The organism is Paraconexibacter antarcticus, assembly GCF_024220175.1.
GTDB classification, from domain to species: domain Bacteria; phylum Actinomycetota; class Thermoleophilia; order Solirubrobacterales; family Solirubrobacteraceae; genus Paraconexibacter; species Paraconexibacter antarcticus.
In genome coordinates this window covers 453,546-467,740 of record NZ_CP098502.1, presented here as the reverse complement: position 1 = coordinate 467,740, position 14,195 = coordinate 453,546, and the positions used below count along the sequence as shown (strand labels likewise).

Here is a 14,195-nt window from a genome sequence, read left to right as displayed (position 1 = left end):
CGGCCGGTCGGGGCTCAGGCCGCCAGCTCGGCGATGCGCCGCCGCACCTTCTTCGGTGACACCGCGACCTTCGTTCCGAGGCCCTGCGCGAAGAGGCTCACGCGGAGTTCCTCGAGCAGCCAGGGCAGTTCGAGCAGATCGGGCGGCAGCGCACGGCCCGGTGGCCAGGCGGCGCGGACGGCAGCGGCCTCCGTCTCGACCGCTTGCGCCACGGCCATGCTCTGGAGGTCGGGCCCGGGCGCCGCCGAGCGCAGCCGCTCCACCCGCTGCAGGATCCCGGCGACGAAGCGTTTGAGGTCCGCGAGGCGAGCGGCGCCGGCCGTCACGATGAACCCGCGGTGCACGAGGCGCGCCAGGTGCTGCTGGATGTCGGCTCGCGCGGGAGCATGCGCCTCGGCGACGAGCGGCGCGACCGCGGCGATGATCTGGGCGCGAAGCTCGAGGATCTCCACCACCTGGGTGACGACCCGCTCGGTCGTCTCCTCGAGGTGGCCCGCGACGTGGCGGCGAAGCGTCGCGAACGTCTCAGGGTCCCACGCCGGACCGCCCGCCTCGGTGACGCCGAAGTCGACCGCGGCAAGCACCGCGTCCTGGAGGACCGCATCGATCCCGCCGAGCACCGGCTCGGCGAGCACGAGCTGGGCGCGCAGGTCGAGGCCACCGCGAACCCGCCGCGTGGGCGACGGGCAGTTCAGCAGGAGCAACCGGCGCGTCCCGGCCGCCATCGCCCGCGCCTGGGCGTCACGGGAATCGAGGACGGTGACCCCCACCGTCGCGCCTTCGTCGACGAGGGACGGATAGACCGTCACGCCCTCCCCGGGGAGGCGCAGCTCACGGGGCAGCGTGCCGATCGACCAGCCGGTCAGTCCGGTCGCCTGCAGCTCGGGCGTCTGCGCCACGAGCTCCTGACGCAGTGTCGGGCGGACCTGCGCGCGCAGCACGTCGAGGTCCGGTCCGCGGGCCACGATCGTGCGGTCGGCCGTCTCGACCTGAAAGGCCACACGTAGGTGCGGCTCGAGGCCGGCGCGGCTCAGCTGATGGGCCTCGACCCGGACACCTTTCTGACGCTCGAGCTCCCGCGCGAGCGCGTCGGCGAGACGCTCACGGCGGGGTCGCACGGCGGCGAGCACCGACTGCGCCGTCTCCGGGATCGGCAGCAGACGCCGCCGGATGTCTTTCGGGAGACCGCGGAGCAACGCGACGACGAGCTCGCGGCGCAGGCCGGGGACGAGCCACTCGAACTCGTCGGCGTCGACGTCCGCGATCTCGGCGAGCGGGACGTGGACGGTGATGCCGTCGTCGGCCGCGCCCGGGTCGAAGCGATAACTGAGGCGCAGCAGCCGGTTCCCCTGGCGCCAGGCAGCGGGGAAGCCCTTCGGGTCGAGGTCGGCCCGGGCCGCGGGGTCGATGAGCAGCTCGCGCGAGTAGGTGAGCAGGCCGGGGCGCCGCCGACGCTCCTCGCGCCACCAGCGATCGAAGTGTGCCCCGGAGACGACGCCCTCGGGGATTCGTTCCTCGAAGAACGCCGCACGGACGTGATCGCCGGCCAGCAGTCCGCGACGTCGTAGGCGGTCCTCGAGTGCCAGCGCCTGGTCGACGACCTCGCGGTTCTCCGCGACGAACTCGTGGCGAGTCTCCCAGTCGCCCTCCACCAGCGCGTGCTGGATGAAGAACTCGCGGGCGAGCTCCGGATCGATCGGCGCGTAGGTGACGGTCCGCCCGGCCACGACCGGCAGGCCGTAGAGCGTCGCGCGTTCGGTGGCCACGGCGGCGGCCTTGCGGAGATCCCAGCGAGGCTCGGAGTAGGTCCGCTTCAGAAGGTCGGCTGCGAGCGGCTCGATCCACCTCGGATCGATCTTGGCCGCCGTGCGCGCGAACAGCTGGGAGGTCTCCACGAGCTCTGCCGCCATGACCCATTCCGGGGTCGCGCGTCCGAGTGCCGAGCCCGGGAAGATCCGGAAGTGCGAACCGCGCGCGCCTAGGTAGTCGCGGCGCTTGGCGTCGCGGACACCGACGTGGGAGAGCAACCCGCTGAGCAGTGCGCGGTGGATCTGCTCCGGGGTGCCGGGCTGCTGGTTGAGGGTGACCCTCGTCGTGCGGGTGGCCTGCTGCAGCCGCGCGACGAGGTCCTGCCATTCGCGAATCCGCAGGTGGTGCAGAAATTCCTCGCGGCACCGCTTCCTGAACTTCGAGCGCGACAGGTCCTCCTGCTGCTGTTCGAGATACCGCCACAGGTTGAGGAGCGTCAGGAAGTCCGAGTGCTCGTCCTTGAACCGGGCGTGGAGCTGATCGGCCCTGCCGCGCTCGTCGCTCGGGCGGATGCGGGGATCCTGGATGGACAGGGCGGCGACGATGACGATGACCTCCTCCGCACATGAGAGGCGGTCGGCCTCGAGCACCATTCGCGCGAGCCGCGGATCCACCGGGAGCTGGGCGAGCCGCCGGCCGTCCTTCGTGAGGCGCGGGACGGAGATCTCTGCGGCACCCGGCGCGATGGCACCAAGCTCCTGCAGGAGCATCACGCCGTCACGGATCTGCCGCCGGTCGGGCGGGTCGACGAACGGGTAGTCCTCGATCGCCCCCAGACCGAGGAGCGCCATCTGCAGGATGACGGCGGCCAGGCTCGTCCGCAGGATCTCCGGGTCGGTGTACTCCGGCCGGCTGGCGAAGTCCTGCTCGGAGTAGAGCCGGATGCAGATGCCGTCTGACGTCCGACCACAACGCCCGGCCCGCTGCCGCGCGGACGCCTGTGAGATCGGCTCGATCGGCAGGCGCTGGACCTTCAGCCGGGTCGAGTAGCGGCTGATCCGTGCGGTGCCGGCGTCGATGACGTACTTGATGCCCGGCACGGTCAGCGAGGTCTCGGCGACGTTCGTCGCGAGGACCACGCGCCGCCCCGCCTTCGAGTCCCCGCGCCGGAAGATGCGCTGCTGTTCGGCGGTGGAGAGGCGCGCGAACAACGGCAGGATCTCGACCGACGAGGGCACGCGGCCGCTCAGCGTGTCGGCGGCGTCGCGGATCTCGCGCTCGCCGCTGAGGAAGACGAGGATGTCGCCGGGCGCCTCATCCAGCAACTCGTCGACTGCGTCGGCGATCGCCTCGGACTGGTCGCGGTCGCCGACGCTGTGTCCCTGAAGGGCGTCGGCCGGATCCTCGTCCTCGTCGGCCTCGGGTGCGTGCTCGTCGGCCCCCAGCGGTCGGTAGCGGACCTCGACGGGGTACGTGCGCCCCGACACCTCGACAACGGGTGCGTCCCCGAAGTGCTCCGAGAACCGGGCGCTGTCGATCGTCGCCGAGGTGATGATCACCTTCAGGTCGGGCCGGGCCGGCAGGATCCGCCGCAGGTAGCCGAGCAGGAAGTCGATGTTGAGCGACCGCTCGTGAGCCTCGTCGACGATGATGGTGTCGTATCTGCTGAGCAGGCGATCCCGCTGGATCTCGGCCAGGAGGAGTCCGTCGGTCATGAGTCTGATCAGCGTCGTGTCCGACGACTTGTTCTCGAACCGCACCGAATAGCCGACCGTCGCCCCGAGCGGCGTCGCCAGCTCCTCCGCGATGCGCTGCGCGACGGACCGGGCCGCAATGCGGCGGGGTTGCGTGTGCGCGATCGTCCCGTCGATGCCGCGTCCGAGCTTCAGGCAGAGCTTCGGCAGCTGCGTCGTCTTGCCGGATCCCGTCTCGCCGGCGACGATGACGACCTGGTGCTTGCCGATAGCGGCAGCAAGGTCGTCGATGCGTCCGCTGACGGGCAGGTCCGGCGGGAAAGAGATGGTCCTAGGCACGGCCGCCACACGACGCCGGCGGCGATCCTCGGCGTCGGCGCCGGTCCCGCGTCGCGACGGACCCCCCGAGCGAGACGACCTGCCTTGAGCCGCGTTTGCCACAGTTCGGAGCATAGGAGCAGACGCCCGACCGTCAGTGCCATCACCCCGGGTGTTGCGGCTCCGCCGCGTTCCTGAGACACATCGGGAGGTCGTGCCTGATTGGTTCGAGCATCCAAGCCGACAGGGGACCGATGACCTACCCGAGACAGCACCACCCTTCGTTACCGCCGACCTTATGGCGCGCGGTCGCACTCGCCGCGGCGGTATCGATCTTGTTCGTCGCGCTGCCAGCCTCGGCCGGCCGGGCAGCCACCTACACGGTCGAGGTGAGCCGTCCCGGTTTCACGGAGACTTGTTGTTTGGGTTTCCTCTCTCGTCAGTGGGAGAGGGGTGAGCCGGACCGTATCGCGTAGAGGGTCTCGAATTCGACGGGCGGGATGTGACCGATCGCGGAGTGCAGGCGGTCGTGGTTGTACCAGCCGACCCACTCCACAACGGCGAGCTCCAGTTGGGTGCGGGTTTGCCAGACGCGGTCGCGGATCAGCTCGGTCTTGAAGCTGTCCACGAAGCTCTCGGCCATCGCGTTGTCGTACGCGTCACCGGTCGAGCCGAGCGAGCCGAGCACGTCGTTGTCCAGGAGCGCTTGGGTGAAGTCGAAGCTCGTGTATTGCGATCCCCTGTCCGAATGATGGATAAGTTGTAGATCGGCGCCGTGTCGGCGGGTGCCCAAGGCCATCTTCAGCGCGTCGAGCACGAGGTCGGTGCGCATGTGGCCGGCGAGCTGCCAGCCGACGACCCGGCGGGAGTAGACGTCAAGGACGAAGCTGAAGAACCCCACGCCCTCCCACGACTTTAGATACGTGAAGTCGGCGATCCACAGCGCGTCCGGCCGGGTCGCGGTGAACTGGCGGTTGACCAGGTCCGGTCGCCCTGAGCCGGCCGGGTCAGCGACCGTGGTCTTCCACGCTCGGCCGCGGCGCTTGGCCCCGATCAGACCGTCCGCTGCCATGAGCCGCTCAACGCGGCCGCGGCCGACCTGCACGCCCTGACGGCGCAGCGCCTTCCACACGCGCAGCGATCCGTACGCCTCGTAGTTGGCGCGGTACACCGCCCGGATTTGCTCGAGCAACACGGCGTCTTCCTGCGCGCGGGTCGACAACACCCCGGTCGCGCGCTGGTAGAACGCCGAGGGCGAGGTCCCGAGGGTGCGGCAGGTGAGCTCGACAGCGAAGCCGGCCGCCCGCTGCTTTTCGATGAAGGCGCTCACCTCCGCGGGGTCCCGTCGAGCTCCTTGGCGAAAAACACCGAAGCGGCCTTGAGGATCTCGTTCTGCCGCCGCAGTTCCTTGACCTCACGTTCGAGCAGACGCATCCGGTCGCGCTCGACCGTGTTCAGCACGTCGCTGCGCGTTCCGGCGTCGGCCTCGGCGAGCCGCACCCAGTTCCGAAGCGACTCCTTGTGCACGTCCAGGTCGCGGGCGACCTGCGCGATCGGACGCCCGGACTCCAGCACCGTCTTGACGGCCCGCTCACGCAACTCCGGCGGGTACTTCCTTCCACGAGCCATATGACCACGTACTTCCTCTCAACAGACCGAATGCCTGTTTCAGAAGTCCCCGTCGATCCCGGGACGGCTCAAGGGGTGCATGGGACCAGACCACCCGGAGACGAACGGATGGGTCCCGGAGGTGCATGGCGCGTATACCTATTACGGCAACAACTGCGCATCAGGCGGAGACATCGAGGTCGCTTTTGGGCCGGACCACGCCCACTCGCAGGGCGATTACAGCGACTACACCTTCGTGGCTCCGCCTGATACACGGATCGTGCGGGTATCGGGCCTCCGTAGCATGGCCGCGGGCGCGGATCAGGCATTTGGGAATCCAAAGGCGATCCTACGAAGCAACGACGGGATCATCGAGCAGTGCGTCAGAGCGTACGGATGCACAGAGCGAGGAACCGAGACCATCGATCTCCGGCTACCGAGCGCGAAAAGCCTGTCCTTCGTAGCACTTTGCGATGGCGCCGCCGGATGCCCGCCCGGTCTGACCTCATACCGGCTACGTCAGATGCGCCTCGACCTCACCGATGACGCCGACCCCGTGATCACGGCAGCCCCGGCCGGTTCCCTGGTGACGGCGACGAACACCGACCGCGAGCGCACGCTCACCTACTCCGCCAGCGATCAGGGCGGCGGGTTGTACCAGCAACGACTGATGGTCGACGGGAGCCAATCCGTCGTCGGCCCGGTCAACGACAACGGCGGGAAGTGCGCGCTTCCGTTCCGGGACCCGGTGCCATGCCGGACCACACCCGTGACAGGATCGGTCACGCTCGACACGACCTCCCTCGACGAAGGGAAGCACCTCGTCCGCCTTGAGGTGGTCGACGCGACCGGCGTGAACAAGGCTCAGAGTCCGCAATGGTCGATCATGGTGGACAACAAGGCCCCGTTTCTGACGCCCGCGGAGGTTGCCGCCGCGATGGGTGCCCCCGGCGCAGCCGGCGCAGGCGGGCCCTCCGGTCCGGCCGGGCCGGCCGGGCCGGGCGGTTCGACGGTCCTGACCGGCACGACCACCATCACCACGCTGAGCAACCCCGACCGGGGCCCGGGGGTCAACGGGCGACCGAGCACACTCGACGCGGTGGTGACGGCACGCCTCATCGTCGGGACCCGGGGGCACGCGCACAGCAGCACCCGAGCTGTCGTGGGCTATGTCGATGGCACGCGCGTCCGTGGGACGCTGCGCACATCCGGAGGTGACGCGATCGCTGCCGCCCGCGTGCACGTCATCGAGAAGCCCATCGGGGCAGCCGAGTCGCACTGGCACGCTGTGGCCTCGGCGACGACGGACGACGCCGGAGCGTTTGTCGTTCCCCTCGCTGCCAGAGGCCGGAGCCGGGACGTGCGAGTCGTCTACTTCCCTACGGCCGGAGCCAACGCGAATCGCAGTAGCGGCCAGTTGTCGTTGCAGGTGCGCCAGGACGCGAGCCTGCGGGTTTCACGACGTGCCCTGCGTAACGGTGATCGGCTCGCGCTGAGTGGGCGTGTGGCCGGCCTGATCCCGGCCCGCGGTCTCACTGTGCGCGTCCAGGTGCGCCTAGGCCGCTCTTGGTTCACCTTCGCCAAGGCCACGACTACGCGGGCCCGCGGAGGCCGGTTCGTCGCCCGGCACCGCTTCACGAAGACGACTCACGCGACGACCTACCGGTTCCGGGCGCTCGTGCTGCCGGGGGATCGCCGTCGGTATGCGAGTGGCCACAGTCGCACGATCGCCGTCCGGGTGCGTCCGTAGTGGCGATCCGCGTGCGCGTCGACGAGGCGCCGAACCGGCGCTCGTCGCGGGCGAGCGACGAGGAGTTCGCCGCCGAACTTCACGCCATGCTCACCCGGCTCGTGGGGCGCGCGCCGCTCTTCGCAGACCTCCGGAGCCGCAACCTCGCCGACGACCTGGTTCAGGACGCGATCCTCGCGGTCACCCACCGCATGGAGAACGGCCCCGATCTTGATGACCCGTTCGCCTACGCCGCCCGGTGTGTGCAGAATCTCGCCAAGAAGGCCTACGGTCGCGAGCGACGGGAACAGCCGGTCGGCGTCGACGTGCTCGACCAGTTGGGGCCGCCTCGCATCGATGTCGCGGAGCATGCGGAGCAGCGAGCGACGATGCGCGAGGTCCTCGGCATGGTCCGCTCGGTCAACTCGGTCCTGGCCGACCTGGACCCGGTCGATCTCGAGCTGGTACGGGCGGAGTTGCTCCGGACCGATCAGAAGCAGCTCGCGAAGCGCCTTGGGTTGTCCCGCCCGACGCTCTATCGACGCAAGCGACCGGCCATGATGGCCTTCGTCTCCGCGGTCGCTGCCCAGGCCGGGACGAAGCCGTGCCCGGACCACGCTGCGTCGCTCGTGGCGGCGGCCGCCCTGTCGGGGTTCGGCGGCGCGCGCGCAGCGACGACGCATGCAGCGACCTGCCCGGAATGCCGGGCGACCATCGTGCACCTCGCCGTCGCTCGGCACGGACTCGCCCTTCTCGCGCCCATCCCGGCTCTCGCCATGCCGGTCGACGCCTCGACGTTCGGTGAGCGCCTTCAGTGGAGCCTTCAGGCGGCCGCAGACGGACTGCGGTACGCACTGCTGCGCTCCGGGGACCCGACGCCGCTGACCGGCTCGGCGGCGAAGACGGCGGTGCTCGTGGCGGCCGCCTGCACCGGCGGGGGAGGGATCTACTGCGCGGTGGACGGGGTGCCTGGCCGCCTGACCTCACCGTTTGCCCAGCACGCGCCCCACGGCCGGCCCGCCCGCGGTGCCGCGCGGCCCGCGGCCGACACGTCGGCCCTGCGGGGGGCGGCAGCCCAGGCTGCGGCCGGTGCGGCGGCGCTGGCGAGCACCATCAGCGTGCAGGCCCGGGCTCAGAGCGCCGCCGCGAAGCGGCAGCAGCCGAAACGCGTAGCCGTCCGCCGGCCGGTGACGGAGTTCGCGCGGCGTGCTCACCCGGTCACGACTGCGCCGCCGCGAGAGTTCCGGACCGTCCCAGCGGCAGCGCCCACCACGCCGGAGTTCACGGCTCCGACCCCGTCCACCGTCAGGCGGCCGTCTTCCACCGGAGCGACAGGAGAGTTCAGCGCTCCCTGATGACAGCGCACACCCTGGTGGCGGCTGCTCGCCGCCCTCCGGTCACGAGCCGGTGTCGGCGATCCGCCGAAGACCGAGGATGCTCAGGAGGAAGGACGAGAAGATCACCTGCAACCCGATCGTCACGCCCGTGGTCGCCACGATGGCCATGCGCTCCTCCGAGAGAGAACCGAAGCCGTTCTGGATCCACATCGCGAGGATCACCAGGCCGGTGATCAGCCCGGCGAGGGTCACCGACATGCCAAGCATCAGGCCGTGCTCCAGCCGGAACCGCGCTCTCATGCGGTCGAACCACGGGTCCTTCTCGCCCATGAAGTAGGCCCCGTAGGCGTGGGCGCAGAGACCCAGGGCCACGACTTGCACGCCGACGATCATGAGCATGGACCCACCAACCGTGGTGTGCAGCTGCCACCGACGGCCGAAGACCTCGAGGCCCGTGATCGACACCGCCGTGATGATGAGGCCGAGTGCGGCCAGCAGCGCCCCGGGGAGAACGAAGAGATGCGTCGGCGAGTGGACGAGCAGGAAGCGGAGGTGCCGCCAGCCGTCCCGCCACGTGTTCAGCTTCGACTCCCCGCCGCGGGGGTGGTAGTCGATCGGGAACTCGGCGATCCGGAGTTTTTCCTTACCCGCGCGGATGACCATCTCCGATGCGAACTCCATACCCGTCGTGCGGAGGTCCAGCCGCGGCAGCACGTCCCGACGCAGCGCTCGCATGCCGCAGTGCGCGTCGCTGATCCCGGTCTTGAAGAACCCGTTGAGGATGCCGCTCAGCACGGGGTTGCCGACATAGCGGTGCAACCAGGGCATCGCCCCGGGCTGGATGTTGCCCATCCGATCGCCCATGACGAGCTCGGCACCCTTGTCGAGCTCGGCCACGAAGCGCGGGATCTCGTTGAAGTCGTAGGTGAGATCGGCATCGCCCATGACGATGTAGGTGCCGCGAGCGGCGGCGAAGCCGGCGAGGTACGCCGATCCGTAGCCCCGGCGCGGCTCGTGGATCACCCGGGCGCCGGCGGCTGCCGCCAGGGCGGCGCTCCGGTCGGTCGACGCGTTGTCTGCGACGACCACCTCGCCGGGAATCCCTGCGTCGGACATCGCGCGGAGGGCCTGTCCGACGCAGGCCTCGATGTTCTCTTCCTCGTTGAGGCACGGGATGACCACCGAGACGAGCGGCCGCTGACCGTGCTCGTCCACTGGGCCTGATCCCGGCGTGTGATGCTCAAGAGTGCTCATGTGTCCAGTGGGTCCGACCGCCCGCCATTGCTACACCGCTGCATGCCGTTGGTAACCCGGTCGGCCTCCGAAGCGTCGCACTAGGCTACTGCCGCGTGCGCGTCTGCCTCATCTACGACTGTCTCTTCCCGTGGACGGTGGGGGGCGCCGAGCGCAGGATGGGTCATCTCGCCGAGCGGCTCGCCCAGCAGGGCCACGACGTGACGTACCTCACCCGCTGCCAGTGGCCGCCGGACGAGCCGCCGCAGCTGCCGGGTGTCCGCGTGATCGCCGTCTCCCGTGACGAACCGCTCTACGGGGCGGATGGCAACCGCACGATCGGCGAGCCACTGCGCTTCGGCGCCGGCGTGCTGCGGCACCTCCTCGCGCATGGCCGCGAGTATGACGTCGTCCACACGGCGTCCTTTCCGTACTTCAGCATGCTCGCGGCGGGTGCTGCCCGCCGTCGCGGCGGATACCGACTCATCGCAGATTGGCACGAGGTCTGGAGCGCGTCCTACTGGCGCCGCTACGTCGGTGGACCCCAGGGACGGGTCGCGCACGCGATCCAGCGCACCTGTGCCCGCCTGCCGCACACGGCCTTCACGTTCTCGCGCCTGCACGCCGAGCGCCTCACCGATGAGGGGCTGCGAAGCGAGCCGCGCATCATCTGGGAGGAGTGGGCGGATGACGCCCGCATGGCTCTCGCGTCCGCGGACGGGCCACGCGCGGCGGACACCCGCGTCGAGGCGACGACCGTCCCCCGCTCCCCCAGCGTCGTTTTCGCCGGTCGCCTCATCACCGAGAAGCAGGCACCGCGCGCCGTCGAGGCGATCGTCCTCGCCGCGCGACAGGTCTCCGGGCTCACCGGCACGATCTTCGGCGACGGACCAGAACGCGCGCTCGTCGATGCGACGATCGAACGGTTGGATGCCCGCGACGTCGTCGTTGCCCCCGGCTTCGTCGAGCCGGAGATCCTCCAGGCTGCGATGCGCGACGCGCTCTGCCTCCTAGCGCCCTCTCGCCGCGAGGGCTACGGCCTCGTCGTCATCGAAGCGGCGGCCCTCGGCGTGCCGATCGTGCTTGCCGCCGGCCCGGACAACGCCGCGACCGAGCTCGTCGACGCCGGCGTCAACGGCGTCGTCAGTCAGTCCGATGACGCACGGGCGCTGGCAGACGCGATCGTCGAGGTCCACGCCCGCGGCGCTCGGCTGCGCGCCAGCACACTCGCCTGGCACACCGCGCACCTGCAGCGCGTCGCCGCGCAGGATCCGCTTCGTGAGATCCTTGCGGCCTACGCCGGACGCTGAGCGAGCGCGCGCCGGTAGACCCCCAGGGTCAAGTCCGCGGTGCGCGCCCAGGAGAACTCCTGCGCGCGGGTTCTCCCGGCCGCGGTGAGCCGTGCGCAGAGCGCCGTATCTCCGAGCAGGCGCACGAGCGCGTCGCGCATGGCGGAAACGTTCTCAGGGTCGAAGAGGAGCGCTGCGTCCCCGGCGACCTCGGGTAGCGACGAGCGGTCTGCGCAGGCGACCGGCACCCCGCGCGCCATCGCCTCGAGAACCGGTAGCCCGAACCCCTCGTAGAGCGAGGGGAACACGAACGCGTCCGCCACCGCGTAGAGGCCCTCCATCTCAGCGTTGCCCACCCACCCGACGAGGCGGACGTCCGCAAGGGTTCCGAGTGCGGTCGCCCGTGCCCGCAGGTCCGCCTCGTGAGGGGTGGGATAGCCCGGGAGGATGAGCACCGGCCGGGTCGCCGGGGGCAGCAGCGCGTGCGCGTCGAGCAGCCGCAGCAGGTTCTTGTGCGGCCGTTTCGCCGAGGCGCTCAGCAGCACGCGCCGGTCTCCGAGCCCGAGCTGCGCCCGGAGGGTCGCGGCCTTCGTCACGGCGCGCCCGGCGTTCGGCGGACGCACCCCGAGCGGGATGACGTCGATCTTCTCGCGCGGCGTCCCGAGCTCGGTCACAAGGTCCTCGACGGTGGAGGCCGCATCGACGATCACCCGGTGTGACCGCCGTGCCGCCGCCGGTACCAGCGCCCGCATGCCGAGCCCGCGGAGGCCGAAGTGCGTGTCCGGCACCTTCGCGTAGTTGAGATCGTGGATCGTCGTGACGCGGACGAACCGGCCGCGGAGCGGCGCCGTCGAGGCGAGCGAGTGGACGATGTCGCAGCCGGCGCGCGCGGCCAGCCCTGGGAGCAGCTGCTGCTCGCCGCGGACCCACTCAAGTCGATTGGTCGCGCGGACCGGGACGACGACGGACGGGATCTCGGTCCAGGGGCCGTCCGACGCGGCCGCCTCGCGGTTGACGAAGAGCGTCAGCCGCAGGCCGGCCGGATCGGCCGCGCGCATCGCTGCGATGAGCTCACGCGCCGCGATCTCCATCCCCCCGGTCTGACCCGGGACCAGGAAGACGAGGTTCAGTCCGACGTGCACGGCGGTCACCGTACCGGCGTCCGTAACCTGAGGGCCGTGACCGTCATCGGCATCGATGCCCGGGCCGCTGCGGAGGTCCCGGCCGGCCGCGGCCGTTACGTGCGCGAGCTGCTGCTCGCTCTGCAGCTCCTGCCCGAGGCGGCTGACGTGCGCTTCGACCTCTGGGCCCGAGAAGCGTGGGGCGACCTCGACGACCGGTTCCGCTGGCGCTGCGTCGGTCTGCCGGACCCGGCCTGGCATCTCGCGGTCGCGCTGCGCGCCCGGGGCGATGCCTTCCTCAGCACGAACTCGTACCTCACCGCGTGGGCGACGCGGGTCCCGACCGCGATCACGATCTTCGACCTCGTCGCCTTTCTCCCCGGCGTCGCCGACCAAGCGCAGCGGCGTGCGGCCCGCATCGAGCGCGCGACGATCCGGCCCGCGCTGCGACGAGCCGCAGCCCTGCCCTGCATCTCCGCCGCCACGCGCGACGACCTCGAGGGGCGGTTTCCCGCCGCCCGCGGCAAGACGGTCACGATCCCGCTGGCCGCCGACGCGGCCCTCGCCCGCGCCGCTCCACCGCTAGACCCCGGGCACGGACTCGACGGCCGGCCGTACGTCCTCGCGGTCGGGACGCTCGAACCACGCAAGAACCTGGAACGGCTCGTCGACGCGTGGACCCGGCTGCCGCAGGGGCTCCGCGACGCTCATGCGCTCGCGCTCGTCGGCCCGCGCGGCTGGCAGGACGACGCGATCCTCGCGGCTGCGCACGCGGCCGGCGCGGTCCTCCTCGGCCGGGTCAGCGAGGAGCAGCTCCACGCGCTCTATGCGGGCTGCTCCGCCTTTGCCTATCCGTCGCTCTATGAGGGCTTCGGGCTCCCGGTCCTGGAGGCCATGACGGCCGGCGCGCCGGTCCTGACGAGCGACGTCTCGAGCCTCCCCGAAGTCGCAGGGAACGCGGCGATGCTCGTGGATCCGCGCGACACCGGTGCGATCGCCGACGGCCTGAAGCGCCTGCTCTCGGATCGGGCACTCGCCGAGGAGCTCCGCGTCCGCGGGCGTGCCCGCGCCGCGGACTTCTCGTGGGCGCAGACCGCGCGCGCCACGCTGCAACTGCTGCGCGAGATCTCCTCCTGAACCCAGGCGCCGTCCGGATGCTCGCGTCCTCAGCCGCGGCGGCGACGTCGTCGCAGCTCGACGCCGAGCGCCGTGAACGCCTCGCTGAGCTGCCGCAGCCGGGGTGACCCGAGCCCCAGCGCGAGCGCGGTCCGCAGCGACACCGCCGAGATCGCTCCGGCGACCGTGAGCGTCGCGAGCGCCAGACGGGGCCGCGGGTAGTACCGGGCGACGCTGTCCAGATAGTGGGGGGACGCGAGCGCGAAGGTCCCGGTGCTGCCACCGCCCAGGTGCGTGAAGAACGCGTCCGGCACCGCGTCGACCGCCCACCCCGCCGCCACGATCCGTCGCTGCCACTCGGTCTCCTCGAGGAAGAGGAAGAAACCGTCGTCCATCGGCCCGGCCGCTTCGATCGCCTCGCGGCGCACGAGCAGGACGGCGCCGACCGCATGGGCGACCGCGCCCGGCCGCCCCACCTGCGACCGCGGCACGTTGTGCGGGTCCAGGCGCGTCCCGCGCACGAGGAACGCCACGGGCGCACAGTAGTCGACGAAAAGGGTGAGAAGGTTCGGGAAGCGCCGGTACAGGTTGTCCTGCGGCGAGCCGTCCTCGTTGCGCAGCAGCGGCGCGGCGACCCCCGTCCTCGGGTGCCGGTCGAGGTGGCGCACAAGCCGGGCGACGGCGTCCGCCGCGGCGAACGCGTCCGGGTTGAGCATCAGGACGTGCCGGCCGCGGGCGTGGACGAAGCCCGCGTTGTTGCCCGCCGCGAAGCCGCGGTTCTCCGGCAGCGCGACGACGAGCGCCTCCGGACGTCCGACCCGCAGGCGCTCCACCTCGCCGTCGCCCGACGCCCCGTCGACAACGATCTCCTGCACCCGCAGGCCGCAGGTCGTCGCGGACGCTCGTGCGTCGCGCAGGGCGCGGAGCGTGAGGTCAGCGCTGCGGTAGTTGACGACCAGCAGGGTGACGTCGGGGCGGCCGGCAGGAGGTGAGTGCGTCAT

General features: G+C 71.0%; 10 protein-coding genes. 4 read left to right on the top strand and 6 right to left on the bottom strand.

What is annotated here, in order from left to right:
• Positions 1-14: 14 nt before the first annotated feature.
• From hrpA to NBH00_RS02315, 3 genes are all read right to left on the bottom strand, one after another.
• Entirely contained in the window at positions 15-3,896 is a 3,882-nt protein-coding gene (gene hrpA / locus NBH00_RS02325) for an ATP-dependent RNA helicase HrpA (protein WP_302182767.1), read from the bottom strand.
• A 304-nt stretch (positions 3,897-4,200) separates the two neighbouring features.
• Positions 4,201-5,091 carry an IS3 family transposase gene (locus NBH00_RS02320; RefSeq protein ID WP_254569052.1) on the bottom strand — a complete coding sequence of 297 codons (891 nt, stop codon included), beginning with the start codon at positions 5,089-5,091 and terminating at the stop codon, positions 4,201-4,203.
• On the bottom strand, positions 5,088-5,390 hold the full coding sequence (locus tag NBH00_RS02315; protein ID WP_254569053.1) for a transposase: 303 nt from the start codon (positions 5,388-5,390) through the stop codon (positions 5,088-5,090). Before NBH00_RS02315 ends, NBH00_RS02320 begins: the two co-directional genes overlap by 4 nt.
• 502 nt (positions 5,391-5,892) lie before the next feature.
• On the opposite strand from NBH00_RS02315, the gene NBH00_RS02310 reads away from it, so the two are divergent.
• Entirely contained in the window at positions 5,893-7,119 is a 1,227-nt protein-coding gene (locus NBH00_RS02310; protein ID WP_254571743.1) for a hypothetical protein, read from the top strand.
• 11 nt (positions 7,120-7,130) lie between these two features.
• Complete coding sequence (locus NBH00_RS02305; RefSeq protein ID WP_254571742.1) at positions 7,131-8,453, top strand: RNA polymerase sigma factor; 1,323 nt, start codon at positions 7,131-7,133, stop codon at positions 8,451-8,453.
• A gap of 42 nt (positions 8,454-8,495) precedes the next feature.
• Here the strand turns inward: NBH00_RS02305 and NBH00_RS02300 are convergent, their stop codons facing one another.
• Positions 8,496-9,689, bottom strand: a complete 1,194-nt coding sequence (locus NBH00_RS02300; RefSeq protein WP_254571741.1) for a glycosyltransferase family 2 protein — start codon at positions 9,687-9,689, stop codon at positions 8,496-8,498.
• 95 nt (positions 9,690-9,784) lie between these two features.
• Between NBH00_RS02300 and NBH00_RS02295 the strand changes: the two genes are divergently transcribed.
• The gene (locus NBH00_RS02295) at positions 9,785-10,978 is read left to right on the top strand and encodes a glycosyltransferase family 4 protein (RefSeq protein ID WP_254571740.1); all 1,194 of its coding nucleotides are present in this window, start codon (positions 9,785-9,787) and stop codon (positions 10,976-10,978) included.
• Here NBH00_RS02295 and NBH00_RS02290 read toward each other — a convergent pair.
• Complete coding sequence (locus NBH00_RS02290; RefSeq protein ID WP_302182683.1) at positions 10,963-12,099, bottom strand: glycosyltransferase family 4 protein; 1,137 nt, start codon at positions 12,097-12,099, stop codon at positions 10,963-10,965. The genes NBH00_RS02295 and NBH00_RS02290 overlap by 16 nt on opposite strands.
• A gap of 36 nt (positions 12,100-12,135) precedes the next feature.
• On the opposite strand from NBH00_RS02290, the gene NBH00_RS02285 reads away from it, so the two are divergent.
• Entirely contained in the window at positions 12,136-13,215 is a 1,080-nt protein-coding gene (locus NBH00_RS02285; protein ID WP_254571739.1) for a glycosyltransferase family 4 protein, read from the top strand.
• Between the two features lie 29 nt (positions 13,216-13,244).
• Here the strand turns inward: NBH00_RS02285 and NBH00_RS02280 are convergent, their stop codons facing one another.
• Positions 13,245-14,195 (bottom strand): glycosyltransferase, encoded by a 951-nt coding sequence (locus tag NBH00_RS02280; RefSeq protein ID WP_254571738.1) that lies wholly within the window; start codon positions 14,193-14,195, stop codon positions 13,245-13,247.